Annotated in this window: 20 protein-coding genes; 13 read left to right on the top strand and 7 right to left on the bottom strand. The window is 59.2% G+C overall.

What is annotated here, in order from left to right; translation table 11 throughout:
* Positions 1-2: 2 nt before the first annotated feature.
* A complete protein-coding gene (locus AC2FF7_RS09805; RefSeq protein WP_480866238.1) occupies positions 3-836 on the bottom strand; it encodes a bifunctional allantoicase/(S)-ureidoglycine aminohydrolase in 834 nt (277 codons plus the stop codon).
* 176 nt (positions 837-1,012) lie between these two features.
* Between AC2FF7_RS09805 and AC2FF7_RS09800 the strand changes: the two genes are divergently transcribed.
* A complete protein-coding gene (locus AC2FF7_RS09800; protein WP_170753687.1) occupies positions 1,013-1,369 on the top strand; it encodes a hypothetical protein in 357 nt (118 codons plus the stop codon).
* A 6-nt stretch (positions 1,370-1,375) separates the two neighbouring features.
* Here the strand turns inward: AC2FF7_RS09800 and AC2FF7_RS09795 are convergent, their stop codons facing one another.
* Positions 1,376-2,311, bottom strand: coding sequence for a 2-hydroxyacid dehydrogenase (locus AC2FF7_RS09795; RefSeq protein ID WP_496905575.1), 936 nt, complete (start codon positions 2,309-2,311; stop codon positions 1,376-1,378).
* Between the two features lie 123 nt (positions 2,312-2,434).
* On the opposite strand from AC2FF7_RS09795, the gene AC2FF7_RS09790 reads away from it, so the two are divergent.
* From AC2FF7_RS09790 to AC2FF7_RS09775, 4 genes are read left to right on the top strand one after another with little or no spacing between them, the layout of a single operon-like run.
* Positions 2,435-3,670: an acyl-CoA dehydrogenase family protein gene (locus AC2FF7_RS09790; protein WP_480866235.1), complete on the top strand. Its 1,236-nt coding sequence runs from the start codon at positions 2,435-2,437 to the stop codon at positions 3,668-3,670.
* Between the two features lie 8 nt (positions 3,671-3,678).
* On the top strand, positions 3,679-4,485 hold the full coding sequence (locus AC2FF7_RS09785) for a thioesterase family protein (RefSeq protein ID WP_480866233.1): 807 nt from the start codon (positions 3,679-3,681) through the stop codon (positions 4,483-4,485).
* Between the two features lie 19 nt (positions 4,486-4,504).
* Positions 4,505-5,206, top strand: a complete 702-nt coding sequence (locus AC2FF7_RS09780; protein WP_331251870.1) for a DUF1007 family protein — start codon at positions 4,505-4,507, stop codon at positions 5,204-5,206.
* On the top strand, positions 5,191-6,132 hold the full coding sequence (locus AC2FF7_RS09775) for a nickel/cobalt transporter (RefSeq protein ID WP_480866231.1): 942 nt from the start codon (positions 5,191-5,193) through the stop codon (positions 6,130-6,132). Before AC2FF7_RS09780 ends, AC2FF7_RS09775 begins: the two co-directional genes overlap by 16 nt.
* Here the strand turns inward: AC2FF7_RS09775 and truA are convergent.
* The gene (truA, locus tag AC2FF7_RS09770; RefSeq protein WP_496905574.1) at positions 6,129-6,896 is read right to left on the bottom strand and encodes a tRNA pseudouridine(38-40) synthase TruA; all 768 of its coding nucleotides are present in this window, start codon (positions 6,894-6,896) and stop codon (positions 6,129-6,131) included. The genes AC2FF7_RS09775 and truA overlap by 4 nt on opposite strands.
* 107 nt (positions 6,897-7,003) lie before the next feature.
* Here truA and AC2FF7_RS09765 point away from each other — a divergent pair, with 107 nt between their 5' ends.
* From AC2FF7_RS09765 to AC2FF7_RS09730, 8 genes are all read left to right on the top strand, one after another.
* Positions 7,004-8,416: a YcjX family GTP-binding protein gene (locus AC2FF7_RS09765; RefSeq protein ID WP_496905573.1), complete on the top strand. Its 1,413-nt coding sequence runs from the start codon at positions 7,004-7,006 to the stop codon at positions 8,414-8,416.
* The gene (locus tag AC2FF7_RS09760; RefSeq protein ID WP_480866227.1) at positions 8,413-8,868 is read left to right on the top strand and encodes a GNAT family N-acetyltransferase; all 456 of its coding nucleotides are present in this window, start codon (positions 8,413-8,415) and stop codon (positions 8,866-8,868) included. The genes AC2FF7_RS09765 and AC2FF7_RS09760 overlap by 4 nt, the downstream gene beginning before the upstream one ends.
* Positions 8,861-9,850 carry a YcjF family protein gene (locus AC2FF7_RS09755; RefSeq protein ID WP_480866226.1) on the top strand — a complete coding sequence of 330 codons (990 nt, stop codon included), beginning with the start codon at positions 8,861-8,863 and terminating at the stop codon, positions 9,848-9,850. The genes AC2FF7_RS09760 and AC2FF7_RS09755 overlap by 8 nt, the downstream gene beginning before the upstream one ends.
* 54 nt (positions 9,851-9,904) lie before the next feature.
* Positions 9,905-10,615 carry a VIT1/CCC1 transporter family protein gene (locus tag AC2FF7_RS09750; protein WP_353390645.1) on the top strand — a complete coding sequence of 237 codons (711 nt, stop codon included), beginning with the start codon at positions 9,905-9,907 and terminating at the stop codon, positions 10,613-10,615.
* Positions 10,616-10,878: 263 nt separating this feature from the next.
* Positions 10,879-13,572, top strand: a complete 2,694-nt coding sequence (locus tag AC2FF7_RS09745) for a DUF2339 domain-containing protein (RefSeq protein WP_496905572.1) — start codon at positions 10,879-10,881, stop codon at positions 13,570-13,572.
* Between the two features lie 162 nt (positions 13,573-13,734).
* Complete coding sequence (gene ileS / locus AC2FF7_RS09740; protein WP_480866222.1) at positions 13,735-16,638, top strand: isoleucine--tRNA ligase; 2,904 nt, start codon at positions 13,735-13,737, stop codon at positions 16,636-16,638.
* A gap of 124 nt (positions 16,639-16,762) precedes the next feature.
* Positions 16,763-17,218: a methylated-DNA--[protein]-cysteine S-methyltransferase gene (locus AC2FF7_RS09735; protein ID WP_496848661.1), complete on the top strand. Its 456-nt coding sequence runs from the start codon at positions 16,763-16,765 to the stop codon at positions 17,216-17,218.
* A 76-nt stretch (positions 17,219-17,294) separates the two neighbouring features.
* On the top strand, positions 17,295-17,762 hold the full coding sequence (locus AC2FF7_RS09730) for a hypothetical protein (RefSeq protein ID WP_170354901.1): 468 nt from the start codon (positions 17,295-17,297) through the stop codon (positions 17,760-17,762).
* Here the strand turns inward: AC2FF7_RS09730 and AC2FF7_RS09725 are convergent.
* The 4 genes from AC2FF7_RS09725 to fsa all read right to left on the bottom strand — a co-directional run bounded on the left by AC2FF7_RS09725 (position 17,759) and on the right by fsa (position 21,002).
* Positions 17,759-18,454, bottom strand: coding sequence for a CDP-alcohol phosphatidyltransferase family protein (locus AC2FF7_RS09725; protein ID WP_170354902.1), 696 nt, complete (start codon positions 18,452-18,454; stop codon positions 17,759-17,761). The genes AC2FF7_RS09730 and AC2FF7_RS09725 overlap by 4 nt on opposite strands.
* A 69-nt stretch (positions 18,455-18,523) precedes the next feature.
* Positions 18,524-19,444: a tyrosine recombinase XerC gene (locus tag AC2FF7_RS09720; protein ID WP_496905571.1), complete on the bottom strand. Its 921-nt coding sequence runs from the start codon at positions 19,442-19,444 to the stop codon at positions 18,524-18,526.
* Positions 19,441-20,148 (bottom strand): DUF484 family protein, encoded by a 708-nt coding sequence (locus AC2FF7_RS09715; RefSeq protein WP_480866218.1) that lies wholly within the window; start codon positions 20,146-20,148, stop codon positions 19,441-19,443. Before AC2FF7_RS09715 ends, AC2FF7_RS09720 begins: the two co-directional genes overlap by 4 nt.
* Positions 20,149-20,348: 200 nt before the next feature.
* Complete coding sequence (fsa, locus tag AC2FF7_RS09710; RefSeq protein ID WP_170354905.1) at positions 20,349-21,002, bottom strand: fructose-6-phosphate aldolase; 654 nt, start codon at positions 21,000-21,002, stop codon at positions 20,349-20,351.
* Positions 21,003-21,031 lie beyond the last annotated feature (29 nt).

Genomic DNA, 21,031 nt, shown 5'->3' with positions numbered 1-21,031 from the left:
ACTCAGCGTTTAGACAGGGTTAGGGGCATGTGACGGTTCACATCCTTGTAAAGAAGATAACGAAACCGCCCCGGTCCACCGGCATAACAGGCTTGCGGGCAGAAAGCGCGCAACCACATATAGTCGCCGGCTTCGACCTCGACCCAGTCCTGATTCAGCCGATAGACGGCTTTACCTTCAAGCACGTAAAGCCCGTGTTCCATCACATGGGTTTCGGCAAACGGGATCACGCCGCCCGGCTCGAACGTGACGATGTTGACATGCATGTCGTGGCGCAGGTCTTGCGGATCGGCGAAACGGGTTGTGGCCCAACGCCCCTCGGTGCCGGGCATCGGGGTTGGGGCGATGTCGCGTTCATTGGTGATGATCGGATCAGGGGCGGGCAGGCCGGGAACGGCTTCATAAACTTTGCGGATCCAGTGAAACCGGGCAGTATCTTTGCCGCGATTGTGCAGGGTCCATTCGGACCCGGCTGGGATATAAGCATAACCCCCTGTCTCCAACACATGAACATTGCCGTTCAGCGTCAGGGTTGCCGAGCCTTCGACCACGAACACTACGGCCTGTGCGTTCGGGTCGGTTTCGGGGCGGTCGCTGCCACCACCGGGCTGAACCTCCATGATATATTGCGAGAATGTTTCGGCAAAACCACTCAGCGGGCGGGACAGAACCCAAAGCCGGGTGTCCTGCCAAAAAGGCAGGTAACTGGTGACGATGTCACGCATCGTCCCTTTGGGGATCACCGCATAGGCGTCAGTAAACATGGCGCGGTCAGTCAAAAGCTGGTCTTGTCCGGGATGTCCGCCTGACGGCGCATAATAGGTGGGCTGTGCCATTTGATGCCTCTGGTTCAGGTTTCTCGCACTATGGGGGGATTAGACAGGCGCTTATAGCGGCGCGATCGCAATAGGTTTGTTCGGGAATATTTGAAGGTTGAAACCTCTTGGGGTTGGCCATGCGGGTTCACATGTCTATCCTTGAATGAAAGTGCATTTCAGAATTGTGAGGCCCCATGAATTCTCTTTTCTCTCTTACAGCAGCAGGCGCTGTGATAATTGGCCTCAGCGTTACTGCGCAGGCCAAGCCATTGTCGCGGATCATCGCAGAATCGGGGTTGAGCCCGGACGATTTCACACTGCTGACGGCCGCGGCAGACGGATTGTTTCAGGGCAGTACGCCACAGGTTGGTTCAGAAGCTACGTGGGCCAGCACGGAAACCGACGCAAAGGGTACCGTCACCGTGCGGGATGTCCGCGGCAATTGCGTGCATTTGCAGCACTTGATTGAACCGGCCAATACCGATCAGATACGTGAGGTCAGAACGCGACGTTGCCGCGACGCGGGCGGCAATTGGATTCTCACGCCTTAAAGAGCGCTAGTATCCGCGCGCCCGGTCCACTTCGTGCAACAAGGGCGCGCCACTGTTGAGGCGCTCGAAATTCTCGGCCACATCGCGCAGAGCGTCGCCCAGATGCCAGCCAGAAACGTGCGGGGTGATTGTTACACCCGGATGTGTCCACAAAGGGCTGTCTGCGGGTAAGGGTTCGGTTCGGGTGACGTCCAGAACGGCACGACCGGGCCTTCCCTGATCCAAAGCCGTGATCAACGCGGCCTCGTCAATCAAATCTCCGCGTCCTGCATTCAGCAACTGGCTGCCGGGTTTCATGGCCGCCAGCATATCGGGTCCGAACAAGCCGACCGTTTGCGGGGTCGATGGCAGAATGGCACAGACATGGTCACATGCGGACAACAGATCGGGCAGGGCGTCCTCGCCATGCAGGCATGTGACACCGTCGATCTGCTTGGGTGAGCGGCTCCAGCCCATGACCTGAAACCCAACCGCGCGCAGCATCTTTGCGCTGCGGGCGCCGATATGACCCAAACCCAGCACTCCGACCACTGTGTCCGGCGAATAGAGCGGCGCCTTCGGGGACCATTCCGACCGGTCCTGCGCAGCCTCGTGAAAGGGCATGTTGCGCTGTTGACGCAGGATGTAGGCCACGAACCACTCGGCGATGCCTTGCGCAGGCGCGTCAGGTTTCAGGCGCGTAACACGCACATGGTCGGGCAGGTTGGGGTTGCCGACAATCGTTTCGACGCCTGCGCCCAGTTTTTGCACAAGCTGCAGATTGGGCAGGCGGGCAAGTTGATCATCGCTGAGTCCTGCCAATGCGATCATTGTAATGTCGCTGGGGTCTCCGATCGTGGCAGGGGTGCGTACGTCCAGACCGGGCTTCAGTGCCCGAACATCCCGCGCGATATCGCTGTCGCTCATCCAATCGGACAGACCTGTCTCTATCAACAATGCCATTTTAACTTCCCCCGAACAGTTTGATTGACTTGACGTCCCGTCCTAGCTGGACATCTTGACGGCAGCTAAGTCATTCTCGGGCCAAAGGTAAAGCCCGGTCACCGGGTCGGAGGAGGAAAACCCATGAACATGTCATTCGGCCTGCGTGATGAGAACGCTCAACTGTTACAACGTGTGGCAGACATGATCCGCGATGAGATCATGCCGCTGGAGGCAGAATATCACGCAGAGATCGGCAAAGGGGATCGTTGGCAATATACAGAACGTCAGTCCGAAATCCTTGAGGGCCTGAAGGCCAAGGCCAAGGCTGCGGGGCTTTGGAATTTCTGGCTGACCGACAGCGACAAAGGCTTTGGTCTTTCCACCGTGGAATACGCTTATTTCGCCGAAGAGATGGGCAAGACCCCTTTGGGCGCCGAAGTCTTCAACTGTTCCGCCCCAGATACCGGCAACATGGAGGTCTTCGAACGCTACGGAACCGAAAAGATGAAAGAGCAGTGGTTGAAACCGCTGCTCGAAGGTGAAATCCGCTCGGCCTATCTTATGACCGAACCGGATGTGGCCTCGTCGGATGCGACGAATGTGTCGATGTCTTGCGTGCGGGACGGCGATGACTATGTCCTGAACGGCGAAAAATGGTGGTCGTCGGGGGCCGGTGATCCGCGATGCAAGGTCTATATCGTGATGGTCAAAACCGCCGGGGAAGAGCAGCCTAAACACCAGCGGCAGTCGATGATCGTCGTGCCGGCCGACACACCGGGTGTCGAAATTCTGCGCCCGATGGAGGTCTATGGCCATGACGACGCGCCGCATGGGCATATGCATATCCGGTTCACCAACATGCGCGTTCCGGCTGAAAATATACTGTTGGGTGAGGGGCGTGGCTTCGAGATCGCTCAGGGTCGCCTTGGGCCGGGGCGTATTCACCATTGCATGCGCGCCATCGGGCAGGCCGAAAGCGCGCTGGATCAGATGTGCAAACGGTCCCTGCAACGCGAGGCGTTCGGTAAGAAGCTGGCCCAGCTTGGGGCGAATTTCGACATCATCGCCGAATGCAGGATGGAGATTGAGATGGCGCGCCTGCTGTGCCTCAAGGCTGCGTGGTATATGGATCAGGGCGATGTACGCGCGGCAGCACCGTGGATCAGCCAGATCAAGGTTGTGGCCCCGCGCGTAGCCTTAAAGGTGATTGACGAGGCGGTGCAGATGTTTGGTGCGCAGGGGATCAGTCAGGACACACCGCTTGCCACGGCCTGGACCCATGTGCGGACTTTGCGGTTGGCCGATGGGCCCGATGCGGTGCACCGCCGTCAGGTCGCGCGGGCTGAGCTGAAGAAACACACGCAGGAAAAAGTCTGAGCAAGGCCATGGTTTCCAATCCGGACGTGAGGGCGCAATCCTATTTCCACATTCGACCGGACGGTGCGTTTGTGGGTAACGACCCCGCGCGCGGCCCGTGGTCGGCCGTGCACTGTCATGCCGGGCCGGTCAGCGGGTTGGTCGTGCGTGCGGCGGAAACCGAAGTCGGGCCCGAGAAGATGTTGACCCGGCTGACGGTGGATTTATTGCGGCCATTGCCTTTGGCCGGATTGCGAGTCGCTGCCGAAACCACGCGCCATACAAAGACATTGGCGACAACGCGGGTGACCGTGCACGATTTGGATGACACGCTTTGCGCCGTTGCAACGACGATGCATCTGGTGCGCCGTGATCTTGGGCCAGTGCCAAACGTGACGATGCAGCCCCCTCGGTTGGATGATGCGGTCACGGGTCCTTTTCCGATTGGCGAAACACGTCACAATCTGCCGGGCTTCGCCAACCATTCGGACATTCTGTATCCCAAAGGCGGAAATCAGGCAGCCGGTCCAAAAACCGTTTGGATGCGCACGCCGCCGCTTTTGGCCGATGAGGCACAATCGCCGATACAGGCCCTGTGTCCGCTGGCAGACTGCGGGAATGGTATCTCGTGGAACGCGCCCACCACCGAGATGGGGTTCATGAACACCGACCTGACAGTGCAAGTTCACCGCGAGCCGGTCTCGGACTGGTTGGCGTCAGAGTCATTGTGCCATTGGCAACACTCGGGCATCGGGATGTCTCAGTCCGTACTTTATGACACAGAAGGTCCGGTCGCGACGGCGCTGCAAACGCTTGTCTTATTTCCGCCGGATTAAACAGTTGGCCGGATTCTGCGTGCTTTCTCAAAAGTGCGTTGTCGCTGCGGGGCCGAAACCCTATCTTTCTCACATGCGCTGGATATTGACCCTTTTCACCTTTTGCTTGCCGGTCCCGGTCTTGGCTCATCCCCATGTGTTCATCGACACGGGGCTGGAGTTCATCGTCGATGACGCAGGCAATCTGACACATGTGCGGGTAACCTGGGCTTATGATGAGCTGTATTCGCTTTTCGAGCTTGAGGACAGAAAACTTGATCAGGATGGCGACGGTATTCTGAGCGAGAGCGAACAGGCCTTTCTGGCCGGGTTCGACGCGCAGTGGATCGAAGGGTATAACGGCGATCTGGTGGTGCGTGCAGATGGCCAGATCATCCCTCTGTCGGGTCCGATGGAACCTACGGCCACCACTGATAACGGCCGCATTGTCTCGACCCACCTGAGGGCGGTTGAGGGAGAACCGGTCGCAGCGGCGGCTTTGTCAGCCAAGGCGTTCGATGAAACCTACTACACAGCATATGAGGTTACGCGCCCGGTAACAGTGTCCAGTAAGCTGACGTGCCAGATAGAGCGGACGGATCCCGATATTGACGGCCAGCTCGCCCAGATGCGGGCGTTCCTGCTGACCCTTGATGCCAATTATGATCTTGAGGAGAACGACATCCCGCTGGTTGGTGAAAGCTTTGCGACCGAGATCCGCGTTTCATGTCCAAGTACCTGATTATCCCTGTCCTCCTGTCGTTTGGCCTGCTGCTGTGGTTCTGGGGCAGCGGAGGATTTGACAGCCTTGCTGCCTGGGCCGCTGGCGAACAGCGCGAGTTCCAGAACCAGATCGCCCGATCCCTGCGCGCCGCCCGCGCGGAACAACCCGAAGCTGTCGCGACCCTTTTAACTGTTTGTTTCGCTTACGGATTTTTCCACGCCGTAGGCCCGGGTCACGGCAAAGTCTTGATCGGAGGGTACGGGCTGGGGCGCAAGGTGGCCTTTTGGCGTTTGTCCGCGATCAGCGTGCTGTCCAGTTTGGGGCAGGCCGTCACTGCAGTGGTTCTGGTGTATGCCGGGGTTCTGGTGTTCCAGATGTCGCGGGACAGTTTGGTTGGCACAACCGAGCAGGTCATGGCGCCCGTAAGCTATGGCGCCATCGCTGCAATTGGCCTTTGGCTGGTGTTCCGGGCGTTACGCAGTTTCGCCAGGCGGTACCGGGCGGATCGGACACAGGTGCATCATCACCATCATCATCATGACGGCCACGATCATCATCACGGTCATGACCACGAGGTTTGTTCGGATTGCGGGCATCGGCACGGTCCGACGGCGGAAGAAGTTGCGCAGATCGGGAATTGGAAAGAGGCTGCCCTGCTGATTGTGGGCATCGCTGCGCGTCCCTGCACCGGGGCGCTATTTGTGTTGATCCTGACGTGGCAAATGGGCATCGCGATGGTTGGAATCGCCGGTGCTTTTGCAATGGCACTGGGCACGGCGACAGTGACAACACTGGTCGGTTGGACCTCATTTGGTTTGCGCGGCGGGTTGCTGGCCTCGGCCTCGGCCACCCGCTTTGCGCAGGTTCTGGCGCCGACGATCGAACTCGTCGCGGGTCTGGTGATCGCCGTTATTGCCAGCGGGCTGCTGCTGCGCGCGATTTAATCGAAAACCGGCTGAGGATATCCAACCCGCGCCAGATACAGACCTTGCGGCGGACAAACTGGCCCGCAGGCGGCGCGGTTCTGGGCCGCAAGCGCGTCTTGCACATCCTCAGGTGTCCAAGCGCCTGCGCCGACCCTTTCTAAAGTGCCAACAAAGCTGCGCACCTGATTGTGCAGAAAAGAGCGGGCGCGAACGTGGAAATGCACCTCTGGGCCCGAGAACCCGTCGGTTTGTTCCACCCGCAATTCATCCAGTGTTTTGAACGGGCTGGCCGCCTGACAGATCGAGGACCGGAAGGTGGTAAAATCATGCCGCCCAATCAGCGTATCCGCACCGTCCTGCATCGCCTGCACGTCCAAGCGATGATTGATCTGCCAAACCTGCCCAGCATCATGTGTGGCTGGCGCACGACGCATCAGGATACGGAACAGGTACTGCCGTTCGACCGCCGAAAACCGGGCGTGCCAGTCGTCATCGACCTGCGCCGCCTGCACAATCGCCACAGGGTGGGGTTTAAGGTGATAATTCAATGCTTCGGATAGACGGAACGGATCCCAGTCCTTGATCAGATCACAATGGGCGACCTGTCCCAGTGCGTGAACGCCTGCATCGGTGCGGCCGGCAGCTGCGATGGTATGCGCGCCGGGTTGGATGCGCGACAGGGCCTCTTCGATCGCCCCTTGCACGGATGGCTGATCCTTTTGCCGCTGCCATCCGGCAAACGGCTCTCCTTGGTATTCGACTTTCAACGCGTATCTTGGCATGGGCCGCTGGTAGCGCGACGCGCCGCCACGGGCAAGAGCGGGAAAGCGCTGGCATGTCAGGCGGTGGCTACCTATCTTGAGCGAAACAATAAAAGCGGGGCGACGGTTTGGTCATCTCTTCCCTGGCAGACAGTGTGGTGCGCGGCGTCGAGTCCGTGGGCGATACCGTGTCAGAAGCCTTTTTTGAACCAGTGATCCGGCTGGGCGTGACCGGTTTGGCGCGGTCCGGCAAAACGGTATTCATCACGTCACTGGTGGCAAACCTGCTGGACCGTGGGCGAATGCCCGGATTGGTGGCGCAGCAAGAGGGGCGGATCAATGCGGTTTACCTGCAGCCGCAACCCGACGACACCGTGCCTCGGTTCGATTATGAAAACCACCTTGCGGCGTTGACCGGGCCTCAGCCACACTGGCCAGACAGTACCCGCGCCGTGTCCGAGTTGCGCTTGTCCTTCAAAGCACGTCCATCCGGGCTTTTGTCGGGTTTGCAGGGACCACGCACTGTGCATCTGGATATTGTCGACTATCCGGGTGAATGGCTGCTGGATCTGGCTTTGTTGGACAAAACCTATGAGGCTTGGTCGGCAGAGACGCTCGAACGCATTACCGCGCGTCCACAGGCTGCCACGTTTCTCACTCAGGCCAATGCTGCCGATCCGGCGGACACGCATGACGAACCCACCGCTCAGGCGCTTGCGAAAGCGTTTGCAGAGTATCTGAACGCGGCCCGTGATGCGGGGTTCTATGATTGCACACCGGGGCGTTTTTTGTTGCCCGGTGACCTGGCTGGTTCGCCGGTGTTGACATTCGCGCCGCTGCCGGTTGATCGACCTGCGCCCCGGCGCAGCCTGCACCGCGAAATGGCCAGAAGGTTCGAGGCATATAAGTCGCAGGTCGTTAAGCCGTTCTTTCGGGATCACTTCGCGCGGATCGACCGGCAGGTCGTTCTGGTGGATGCGCTGGGCGCGATTCATAAGGGTCCGCAAGCGGTCGAAGATATGCGCCGCGCGATGGCAGATATCCTGTCCGCATTCCGTCCCGGCCGAAACGCTTGGCTAAGCCGATTGCTGCTTGGAAAACGGGTCGAGCGCATTCTGTTTGCCGCCACCAAGGCCGACCACTTGCACCACCAACAACATCAACGTCTGACCCATATCATGGAGGCGCTAATTCGTGACGCCCGCGACAGGGCCAGCTTTGCCGGGGCGGACACGACGGCCTTATCGATGGCCTCATTGCGCGCGACAACCGAGGAAATGCGTTTGCATGATGGGGTAGAATTGCCCTGCGTTCGAGGAACGTTGATGGATGGCAAGCAGGCGGCGTTTTACCCGGGCGAATTGCCGGATGACCCTTTGAAACTGTTGGGGGCGGCGCGCAATGGGGCCGAAGGTTGGCTTGACGCCGAATACGGGTTCATGTCCTTCGCCCCTGCCAAACTGACCCTGCGCCCCGGAGATGGGCCGCCCCATATTCGGCTGGATCGCGCAGCGCAGTTTCTGATCGGAGATCGCCTGTGATCGCAACTCTGCGCCCGGCTCGCAGCACCGATGCCGGTGCGACCGGAGAGATTCTGCACGGTTTCGCGCGCGAGAACGACTGGATGCCAGAGCTGCACACTCAGGCCGAGACCATCGCGTTCTGTGGCCGTATGATAGATCAGGATTGGGTCACAGTGGCTGAACTGGACGCCCGCGTGGTGGGTTTTCTGGCTTTGAACGGGACAGAAATTCATTCCTTGTACCTGATGGCCTCTGCCCGACGGCAAGGCATCGGACGACACCTGCTGGACCATGCCAAATCCCGGCGCACACAGCTTTCGCTGTTCGCGTTTCAAGCCAATCTGCCCGCGCGGCGGTTCTACGAACATAACGGGTTTGTCGAAGTTGCGCGTAGCGATGGGGCCGATAACGATGAAAACCTGCCGGACATTAGATATGTCTGGATACGAGAGGGGGCAGAAAATGGCTAAAGGTCCCGTGCTGATCGACCTCGAAGCGGACGAGCCCACCGTGGACGTGGCGAAGGCGCCTCCGGTGCCTGAGATCGGGCAACCTCAAGGGCAGGCGATGCAGGGTGTGGTCCGGCTTGCGGCTCGCAGGCCCTCGCGGCTGGCGCGTTGGTTCTGGGGGCTGGCCTTAGCTGCTGTTGGCGCAGTTGTGTCCATCGCGGCGTGGGACTTTGTGAACGGGCTTTTGCTGCGTGCGCCGGTTTTGGGTTGGGTCGTGACGGGGCTTTTTGCAGCGTTGGTGTTGGTCGCCCTGATCATCGCGCTGCGTGAATTGGCGGCAATCGCACGTTTGTCTCGTGTTGACGGGATAAGGCAAGCGGCGGACACTGCGCTGGCCGAGGATGATCTGGCACAGGCACGCGCGGTTACGACCAAGCTTATTGCTTTTTACAAGGGTCGGGATGAAACCAAATGGGGTCGTGACAAGCTGACCGAACGTATGGGGGAACAGTTCGACGCCTCGGGGCTGCTGACCTTGGCCGAAGATGAATTGCTTGTCCCATTGGACGCCGCCGCCAGCCGCGAGGTCGAAGCGGCCGCTCGTCAGGTGGCCACTGTTACGGCCCTGGTGCCTTTGGCGTTGGCAGATGTCGCCACCGCTTTGGCTGCGTCGCTTCGGATGATCCGGCGCGTTGCTGAAATCTATGGCGGTCGCGCCGGGTTTCTGGGGAGTTGGCGGCTGACCCGTGCGGTTTTTGTTCATCTGGTCGCAACCGGAGCAGTCGCGGTTGGCGATGACCTGCTGGAGCCCGTTTTGGGCGGCTCGGTTCTTAGCAAACTGTCCAGAAGATTCGGCGAAGGTCTGGTCAATGGGGCCCTCAGTGCCCGTGTCGGTGTGGCCGCAATGGAGGTTTGTCGACCTTTGCCCTTCTCTGACCGTCACAAACCCTCGACAAGGGGAATGATCAAGCGGGCCTTGGCGGGTTTGTTTTCCAAAACTTGACCTGCCGCAAGGTGCTGACGTCCACTGGATGGCATACCAGACCCGGAGCCAGCCATGACCGAGCACGGACACAGCCAACAGGAAATAGCCGAACGTATCAACGCGCCACCTGGCCGCGGCGTGCTGCGCGATGTCGTTTATGGGGGCATCGACGGATCAGTGACCACCTTTGCGATCGTGGCTGGGGTTGCTGGGGCTGGCCTTTCTCCGTTCATTATCGTGGCGTTGGGGCTGGCCAATGTTTTGGCAGATGGCTTCTCGATGGCGGCGGGCAATTACTCTGGCACAAAAGCTGAATTGGACAACATTCGCCGCATCCGCGCGATCGAGGAACGGCATATCCACCTGTACCCCGACGGCGAGCGAGAGGAAGTGCGCGAGATTTTGGCGCAGAAAGGTCTGTCGGGGCGGGTGCTGGACGAGGCGACCGACGCAATCACTGCAAACCACGACAACTGGATCGATCTGATGATCGAAGGGGAATACGGGCTGGGCAGTGTCGACCCTCATCCTCTCAAGGCTGCGATGGCGACCTTTTGGGCATTCCTGATCGCGGGGATGGTGCCGCTGTTGCCCTTCCTCGCTGGGGTGGATCAGGCTTTTACTATTTCCGCCTGGATGACAATGGCCGTGTTTTTTGCCATCGGTGCGCTCAAAAGCAGGTGGTCGCTGGCACCTTGGTGGCGATCCGGGGGCGAGACGTTGTTGATCGGTGGTGCTGCTGCCTTGATCGCGTATCTAGTCGGGTCGCTGTTTCATCCTTGACGGGCTAGATTGATCCAGCTTGGCGCAGGTGGTTGTTGAAGGTAACAAACATAAACTCGGGCCTTTCATTGCCTGTCCAGCAACTACGTTAATTGCGGGTTTCTGGCGATTGCGGTGGTGCAGATCATCTTCGGGCAGTTAATCCCGCGCCTCACGTCTGGCTGCATTTAGCCGTGAGTTATACCTGCGAACTGGCGGATTTTCTGACTGTTGCCCAACGGGCGTCTCGGGTAGCCTGACGGTGAACCCAACCGGAGAGCCCATTGGAATCCTTGCTTGTTCTTGTTGGATTGATCGTGCTGGCCATCCCGGTAGGCATCGTTTTTCTGATTGTAAGTCACACCCGCCTGCGCCGTCGGGTTGAGCAGTTAGAGCAGGATCTTCGCGCGCTGGGTGGGGATGTTTCCAAAACCAGCGATGCACCACCCCGACCCGAACCGCGCAAGCCGACCGAAAAACCGGACAAAGCGCTGAAACCCGCCCCGTGGTCCAAGGCGCAGACACCCCAACCCGCTGCCGAGCAGACACCGCCTGCCGCCGTAGTGTTTCGTGAGGACCGGTTTACCGCGCTTTCGACCTGGTTGCGAGAGAACTGGTTTTATGTGGTGTCCGCCCTTTCACTGGCGTTGGCAGGGATATTCTTGGTTCAATACGGTGTCGAAAATGGGATGTTGCCTCCGTCCGCCCGTGTGATTGCCGCGTTGAGTTTCGGTGTGGTGTTGATCGTGGCCGGAGAAGTGATCCGCCGCAGGTTTGGAGATGATGAAGCCTCGGCCACCGCATATTTGCCCTCGGTTTTCTCGGGCGCCGGTCTGGTTACCCTGTTCGGAGGTATTCTGGCTGCTAGGCAGCTCTACGACTTGATCGGCCCCGAAAGCGCGTTGATTGCAATGGTCGTTGTTGCCCTGTTGGGATTGATCCTTGGCTGGTTCCACGGCCCCTTGCTGGCTGCTGTCGGTCTGATCGGGGCCTTTGCAGCCCCCTTTGTTGTTGGCGGCACGTCCAAGGATCCGGGCTGGCTATATGCCTATTTCTTTGTGATCGCCGTTTTGGGATTGGGGATCGACACAGTGCGCCGCTGGGCGTGGATATCCGTCCTGACTCTGTTTGGTGCCTATGCCGCTTGCCTGCTGCTGGTGCTGTCCTCACCGCTGACAGAACCGTATTACCTGATCTGCGTCACAGCGTTGGCCGTGATTTCCATTGCCATACCAATTCGGCGTGTCTGGCCCGATCATGAGGGCGCGATGATCAGCCAGATCATCAGTCGCAAAACGGGCGATGCATGGCCCGAATTTCCCACGCGGGTTGCCTTTGGCGCGGTCGCCGTTAGTTCCGCGATTCTTTCGGTGCATTGGGCTGATAGCCCGGCGGAGTTCTGGCTGGGCGTTACCTTGCTGGCGGGGCTGGCGCTTGGATTGATGCTGTGGGGTAGGCGGGCGGAGGCATTGCAGGATGCGACGAAATTGCCAGCGCTGGGCCTTGTCTGGTTCGTTCTGATGCATGGCTGGGATAACGGCATCGTTCTGCGCCACTTCGCTGAGACCTATGCCGCAACCGCCGAAGCGGACTACCCCTGGGTGGTCACAGTCTTGATTATTGTGGGTGGGGTGATTTCCGTCACTGCGGCCTGGCGCTCGATGCATGCGCACAAATATGCGGCCGGGTGGGCTGGCGCAGCTGCGGTCTTTGCGCCTGCGTTGGCCATCGCTCTTGAGGTCGGCTGGCACCCTGCGACTGTGATCGGAGCCTACCCGTGGGCACTGCATTGTATCGCATTGAGTGCGTTGATGGTAGTCTTTGCCGAGCGTTTTTCGCGCGTTGACGGAGATCAACGGATGCGCGCGTCGCTGGCGACGCTCTCGGCTTTATCCTGTTTGACCTTTGCCTGCGTCATTGTCCTGAGTTCTGCGGCGCTGACCATTGCTCTGGTCGCGATGGTAGTCGTGGCCGCCGCGCTGGATCGCAAATTCAACCTGCCGCCGATGAGCTGGTTCATCTGGGCTGGTGTCTTCACGGTCACGGTGCGGCTGGTGTTGAACCCGGGGCTTGACTGGGCCGGTTCCGCCGCGATCCTTGAAATGACGTTGGTCTACGCAGTCGCAACCCTTGGTTTCCTGTCGGGTTGGTTGCTGATCCGCTCACTGAATCGGCCTGTTGCAACTCTATTGCTAGAGAGCGCCACCTGGGCCACCGGGGGTATATTGCTGTCTTTGCTGCTGGAACGCTGGTTGCAGAGTTTTGGCGAGGGCAACGCCACTAATAGCCACTGGGGGCTGGGCTTACTGGCGATAATCTGGTTGCTTCTGGCCTTTGCGCAGGTTCAGCGGTTCGAACTGGGCGGAAAGCTGAACTATGCTCGCTATTTGCTTGCGGCGTTTTTTGCTGGGCATGGTCTTTTCCGATTGGTTCAGGCGTTGGTTGATGCGAACCCGTTGCTTAACAAGGTTGCGTCACCGGTTCTGGGTCTGCCGTTATTGAACACGCTTGCGGTCGCTTACTTGTTGCCTGCACTGGCAATTGGGCTCTCGGTCTGGAGGATTCATGCGACTCCGCTGTGGCTGAAGCGCGCCAGTTGGGGCTTGAGCGGTGGATTGACGGCTGTCTGGTTAGGGCTGATGATCCGTCATGTTTGGCAGGGCGCGGCCGGCATGTATGAGGGCAACGGCGTGACCCAGCCCGAGCTTTACACTTACACCATTGCTCTTCTGGTAATCGGGGCGGTGGTTTTCTACCAGTCGCTGGCGCGCCGATCCGACCTGATGCGCAAAGCCGGGCTGGCGGTGATTGGGCTGGCGGTGGCCAAGGTGTTCCTGATCGATATCGCCGGGCTTGGCGGACTGATCCGGGTGTTCTCGTTGCTGGCTTTAGGGTTGGCTTTGGCGGGTCTGGCGTGGCTTAACCGCTGGGCGCAGTTGCGCCATTCGCCGCATGCGCTGGAACCTCTGGACCATTGAGGGCGGGCGTCCTATAAGCGCGGCCATGTATGACCGGATGGCCATCATTATTCGAATTATATCCCCGGCGCTCTGACATCCTGAGACGCCGGGCAAAGGTGTTTGAGACCTCGCACCGACCGCTTCGATCCACACGACCAGATCATCCAAAGGACGCCCCCAATGTGCGCCGAAACACCTGATTACAAAGACACGCTGAACCTGCCCAAAACCGATTTCCCCATGCGCGCTGGCCTGCCCAAGCGCGAACCCGCATGGCTGGAGCGTTGGGAAACCATCGGCGTCTATGACCGCCTGCGCGAGAAGGAAGGCCGCACGCCCTTTACTTTGCACGATGGCCCTCCCTACGCGAACGGCCACCTGCATATCGGACACGCGCTGAATAAAACCATCAAGGACATGATCGTGCGGAGCCATCAGATGATGGGCCACGACGCGCGTTATGTTCCCGGCTGGGACTGCCACGGCTTGCCGATCGAATGGAAGATCGAAGAGCAATACCGCAAGAAGGGCAAGAACAAGGACGAGGTGAACGTCGTCGATTTCCGTCAGGAATGCCGCAAGTTCGCCGAGGGCTGGATCGATATCCAGCGCGACGAGTTCAAGCGCCTTGGCATCACAGGCAACTGGGCCGATCCCTATATCACCATGGACTACCACGCCGAGGCCGTGATCGCCGATGAGTTCATGAAGTTCCTGATGAACGGCACGCTCTATCAGGGATCGAAACCCGTGATGTGGTCGCCGGTGGAAAAGACCGCTCTGGCAGAGGCCGAGGTCGAGTATCACGACAAGGAAAGCTTCACCATCTGGGTGAAGTTCAAGGTCGTGAATGCGGGTGATCTGGATGATGCGTTTGTGGTGATCTGGACGACGACTCCGTGGACCATGCCATCGAACAAGGCGGTCGTGTACGGCAAGGATATCTCGTATGGCCTCTACGAAGTCATCGGAGCGCCCGAGGAATGCTGGGCCGCTGTGGGTGACAAGTTCCTGCTGGCCGATAATCTGGCTGCTGATGTGCTAGGCCGTGCCCGTTTGAACGACGACCAGTGGACCCGTGTCCGCGACGTGACCGCGGATGAGCTGGCAGGTGTGCAACTGACCCACCCGCTGGCCGGGGCCGAGGGCGGCAATGGCGAATGGGACGACATCCGCGACTTCCGCGCCGCTGAGTTTGTGACCGATACTGAAGGTACGGGGTTCGTCCACTGCGCGCCGTCCCACGGTATGGAAGAATTTGAGCTGTACCGCGATCTGGGCATGCTCGAGCAGGTCATCACCTATAACGTGATGGACGACGGCTCGTTCCGTGCCGATCTGCCTTTCTTTGGCGGCAAATACATTCTGTCCCGCAAAGGTGGCGAAGGTGATGCAAACAAAGCCGTCATCGACAAGCTGGTCGAGGTCGGCGGGCTGTTGGCGCGCGGCAAGATCAAGCACAGCTATCCCCATTCGTGGCGCTCGAAGGCTCCGATCATCTATCGCAACACGCCGCAGTGGTTTGCATCCGTGGACCGCAAGCTGGACGATGGCATGGGAGAGATGGGCGACACCATCCGTGAACGCGCCCTGCGCTCGATTGATGAACTGGTGAAATGGACCCCGCAGACGGGTCGTAACCGCCTGTATTCGATGATCGAAGCGCGCCCGGACTGGGTTCTGTCCCGCCAGCGCGCCTGGGGTGTTCCTCTGACCTGTTTCACCAAGAAGGGCGCCTTGCCCACCAACGCGGACTACCTACTGCGCAACGCCGATCTGAACGCGCGGATCAAGGCTGCGTTCGAAGAAAACGGCGCGGATATCTGGTACACCGACGGGTTCAAGGAGCAGATCCTGGACGGTATCGCCAACCCGGATGAATATGATCAGGTGTTCGACGTGCTGGATGTGTGGTTCGATAGTGGCTCGACCCACGCCTTTGTTCTGCGCGACCGCGAGGACGGGACCGAGGATGGAATCGCCGACGTTTATATGGAAGGTACCGACCAGCATCGTGGGTGGTTCCATTCGTCCATGCTGCAGGCTTGTGGCACCAAGGGCCGTGCGCCGTATCGCAACGTCGTGACTCATGGCTTTACGCTGGATGCCAAGGGCAACAAGATGTCCAAATCGCTGGGCAATACCATCGTGCCGGAAGAGGTCATCAAGCAATACGGTGCCGATATCCTGCGTCTTTGGGTGGCTCAGACCGACTATACCGCCGACCAGCGGATCGGGCCTGAGATCCTGAAAGGCACTGCCGACAGTTATCGCCGTTTGCGCAACACGATGCGGTTCATGCTGGGATCGCTGGCGGATTTCACTGAAGCCGACCGGGTTGAACCGCAAGACATGCCGCGTCTGGAGCGCTGGGTGCTGAGCCGTCTGGCCGATCTGGATGTACAGGTGCGCAAAGGCTATGCCGCCTTCGATTTCCAGGGTGTGTTCAGCGCCGTGTTCACCTTTGCCACGGTCGATTTGTCCTCGTTCTATTTCGACGTGCGCAAGGATGCGCTCTATTGCGATGGCGACAACCTGCGCCGCCGCGCCGCGCGAACTGTGCTGGACATCCTGTTCCACCGCCTGACCACATGGCTGGCCCCGGTTCTGGTCTTCACCATGGAAGAGGTCTGGCTGGAGCGGTTCCCGGGCGATGACAGTTCGGTCCATCTTGTGGATTTCCCGGACACGCCCGCCGATTGGCGACATGCTGAGCTTGAGGCCGCCATGGCCAAGGTGCGCCGCGTGCGCCGCGCCGTGACCGCTGCGCTGGAAATCCAGCGTCAGGACAAAGTGATCGGGTCCAGCCTTGAGGCTGCTCCGATTGTGTATGTCGAGGATCAGGAAACCCGCGATCTGCTGGCCACGTTTGATGTAGACGACATGTGCATCACCTCAGGCCTGACAGTCAGTGGTGATCCTGCTCCGGCAGAGGCTTTCCGTGTGCCAGAGATCGAGGGCGTTGCGGTGGTGTTCGAAAAGGCTGAAGGCGAGAAATGTCAGCGGTGCTGGAAGATCTTGCCGGATGTGGGTCTTCACGCCCATGCGGGTGTCTGCGGGCGCTGTGACGAGGCGTTGGCTTAGCGTCTCTGGCTTTGGAGTTTTGCGAGGCTCTGCCTCGCGCTCCGAGGTATTTATGGCCAGATGAAGGGGCGGATCGCTCTGATTGGGGTTGCGGGTGTGGCGAAACATCTGCAACCCTTTTTCTATGCCGATGATTGCCGTTGATACTCAGTTTGGCCGCCTTGGGGTTGAGGAAACCGATGGGGCGCTGACGCGTCTGGTTTGGGACGGGGTGGATGACGGGCCGGTCACGCCTTTGTTGCGTGAGGCTGCGGCGCAATTGCGGGCCTATGACCGGGGGCAGTTGGACCGGTTTGATCTGCCATACCACATCGCCGGATCGAAGTTTCAGCGGCAGGTTTGCGACCTGATGTTTGCCATTCCGCTGGGTGAAACGCGGACCTATGGCGAGATCGCCAAAGAGCTGGGCCAGCCGCCGCAACTCGTAGGACAAGCCTGCGGAGCCAATCCAATTCCCGTTATCATCCCGTGCCATCGGGTGTTGGCGGCAAACGGGCTGGGCGGGTTCTCGGGCGAGGGCGGTGTGGAGACCAAGGTAGCCTTACTGCGACACGAACGGGCGGCGGGTTTGCTGATCTGAGGAGCGGATTTCTGTTGCAATCCCGTTGCTTGAAGCTCAATTTATCTCATATTGAGAACTCAAGGGATCAAAGATCATGACAGCTCATACAGACCCTGCCGCTCGTAAGAAGGCCATTATTGACCGCCTGATGTCGTTGGAAGAACAGGAACTGGCAACCGCTCAGGCCCATTACGATGCGTTCATGAAAGAGTCGCAGCTGGATGATCGCGAAGGACATGACAAGGACGACATTGCGGCCTCTCGGGAAAGTGCGGATCTGGCGGCGGCGTTTGATGCGCCGGTTCAGGCGCATCACGCCAAGATCGACGTGATCGAGAACACCGATTTCAGTGTGACTGATACGGTCAAGCCCGGAGCCGTGGTCAAGTTCAACAATCGGCGCTTTGTCGTCTGTGTATCGACCACGCGGTTCGAGGTTGAGGGCAAGACCTATATGGGCATCTCAACCCAAAGCCCGATTTATCTAACGATGACGGGGCTGCAAGAAGGCGACGTTTTCACCCATAATGGCACCGAGTTCGAGGTGCAGGAGGTTCTTTAACTCTTGCGCTGGGGGATCACCTGCTGGGCGATCCCTGCAAACACCAGGTAGAGGCTGGTGATCACGAGCCCCCAGTGTGCCCAGCTTTCGGGGTGGAAATCGACCCAGGCGGCCCAGCCTGCGAAGAAGGTCCAGGCAAGCGCCATTGGGAGGGTCAAATTGCGCCAGCGCTCGGTGCGGACGGGGTGGACGAATTTCAGCGGCAGGAACATCGCCAGCGACAGCAGCGAGACCAGCAGCAGGATCACCCAGAAATTCGGCTCGAGCGCGAAGATCACGATGACGAACATATTCCAGCAGCCGGGAAAGCCGGAGAACGAGTTATCCTTGGTCTTCATCCGCGTATCCGCGAAATACATGGCGCTGGCAAAGGTGATGACGATGATGGCGAACCAGCCGGTCCAACCGTCCATCAGTCCGGATTTAAACAGGGCGAAGGCAGGGATGAAAACATATGTCAGGTAATCGATGATCAGATCTAGCAGAACACCATCGAATTCAGGCGCATTGTGCTTGACGTGGTAATGCCGCGCCAAAGGGCCGTCGATTCCATCCACGATGAAAGACACAACCAGCCACAGATACATCAGGCTCCACTTTTCCTCGACGGCGGCCAGCATGGCGAGCATGGCAAAAACTGCACCGGTTGCAGTGAAAAGATGAACGGATAGAGCTTTGAATCTGAGTGTCATTCGCGTGTCATGTACGAAGCGTGCCCAAGATGCAAAGCAAAAAGCCGGGACATGCGAAAATGCATTGCGTCATGCCTTGGGATGGGTGCGGTCGTACACCTCCATCAGGCGGGTTGTGTCGACGGCGGTATAGGCCTGTGTGGTTGAAAGTGAGGCATGACCCAGCAATTCTTGTATCGCGCGCAGGTCCCCTCCAGCGGATAAAAGGTGGGTTGCAAAGCTGTGCCGCATGGCGTGCGGGGTCGCCGTGGCCGGTAGCCCAAGTTGCTGACGGGCTTTTGCCATAACCGCCTGAATGGCGCGAGGGTTCAGCGCCCCACCCCGCACACCGCGAAACAGAGGTTTGTCTTTGGCCAGCGGATGCGGACACAGGATCGCGTAACGATCGACGGCCGCCCGTGCGGCAGGCAAGACCGGCACGATCCGTTCTTTGTTGCCTTTGCCGACGATTAGCAGCGATTGGGGTAGAGGAGCGTCGGCACCAGTCAGGGAAAGGGCTTCGGAAATCCGTAGGCCGCAGCCATAAAGCAAGGTGACTACGGCCGCATCGCGAGCCGAAATCCAATCGCTGGTCGATTGCAGCTCGACTGTTTCTATCAAGGCGCGGGCGGCGTCTTCGGCCACGGGGCGGGGTAGCTTTTGGGTGAATTTGGGGGCACGCGTTGACAAAACGGCTGTCGGCTCGAACCCTTCCCGTTCCGCCAGCCAGCGATAAAAGGTTTTGACTGCAGATAGCTTGCGCGCCAAGGACCTTGCGCCGACGCCGGAGCTGCGCTGATCGGCCATCCAGGCGCGCATGTCGGATACTGTAATTCGCGCCAAAGCGGCCAGCCCCTGGCGTTCGCTGTGGTGCAGAGTCATGAACGACAAGAATTCGGCCACGTCGCTGCGATAGGCGGCCTGCGTATTTTCCGCGCGCCCGGACAGGGCTACAAGTCCCTCAAGCCAATGCTGCAACGCGTCGCGGCAGGCCGGAGAGATCAGGCTCATGACAGCCAGTTGCGCATGGAACGTTCGAACACGCCGGCGAAAAAGGTCAGCAGATCTGTTCCCAGTTGCGGAGTGAAATGGTTGGGGTCCTTCGCGCTCATGATAATCATGCCCGGCAGGCGACCCTCGCCAAGATCCAGTCTCATGCACGCCTCAGACCGCAGGTGGTCGGCTTGCTCGCCGAATATGCGGTGGGTGGGATGAATGACTTCACGCAACACGACCTCACGTGCGGGGCCGCTGCGGTCGAATGTCAGGTAGTTGTCGACAAAACCGGGTTCGACAATGGCCAGTGCACCGCCCAGTTTCTCGATAGCCGGGTCTTGCTGCAGAGCAGTAGTTTCCAGCACCAGAGTGATGCGATCAACGCGCAATATCTCGGCCACATCCGTACCGAGCGTGCGCAGGAAGTCTTCGAACCCTGTGGGCTCCAGCAGGCGCAAGATTGCGCGGTGGACCTGATTGGTGCCTGCAAGGTTTTCGTAAGCGGCGGCGATCACCGAACGGTGCGTGTCTTCAAGCCGATCCAGTCGTGCTTCGAGACGTTGCATGGCGATGCCACGTAGGTCGATGATGTTGTCTCCGCGCGCCCGTTCGTTGGCGGCGACAAGCGCCTGCATCAGGTCCTTGTCGTCGAGAACTGCGTCAGGCTCGGCCAGAATCGCCTCGCGGAGAGTGTCCTTGAGTTTGGTATTGCTGCTCATGTCCCGTCCGGTCTTTTTTATGTTTTGCCGCCTTATAGCACGGCTGGACCGATTTGCCTTGGGAAAAGTGAGCTTGCGGAAGGATTTCCCGTCTTTTACGCAACGGGGGCTCCTCCCGCCTGCAAGAACCTGATCTGCGATCAGGGCTGGCAGTTGGGCCGGGCGCGGTGCCTTGCGGCACCGCGCGGCAGTGTCAAGGATCAGAGGATTTTCTGACCGGTTTTGGCCCAGTCGGCCAGGAAGGTTTCAAGCCCCTTGTCGGTCAGCGGGTGATCGGCCAGTTTCTTGATTACGGCAGGCGGAGCGGTGATCACGTCGGCGCCGATGCGGGCGCTGTCTGTTACGTGGTTCACGGTGCGGATGGATGCGGCTAGAATTTCGGTCTCGAACCCGTAATTGTCATAAATCTGACGGATATCGGCGATCAGGTCCATGCCGTCGAGGTTGATATCGTCCAGACGTCCGATAAAGGGCGAGATGAAGGTCGCACCTGCCTTGGCGGCGAGCAGCGCCTGATTGGCCGAAAAGCAGAGCGTCACGTTGACCATCTGGCCTTCGTCAGACAGGGTTTTACAGGTTTTCAGCCCTGCCCATGTCAGCGGAACTTTCACGGCGATGTTAGGCGCGATCTGGGCCAGCTTGCGGCCTTCGGCGATCATGTCGTCGGCTTCGGTGGCGACGACTTCGGCGGATACGGGGCCGTCGACCAGATCACATATTTCTTTGGTGACTTCCAGAATGTCACGACCTGATTTCAGGATCAGCGAGGGGTTGGTGGTCACACCGTCCACCATGCCCAGATCGTTCAGTTCGGCGATGGCGTCGATCTCGGCTGTGTCTACGAAGAATTTCATGAGGGCAGTCCTTTGATGGGTTGGCCTTG

The organism is Ruegeria sp. YTSC325, from assembly GCF_059609525.1.
This window is presented reverse-complemented; position numbering and strand designations above follow the sequence as displayed.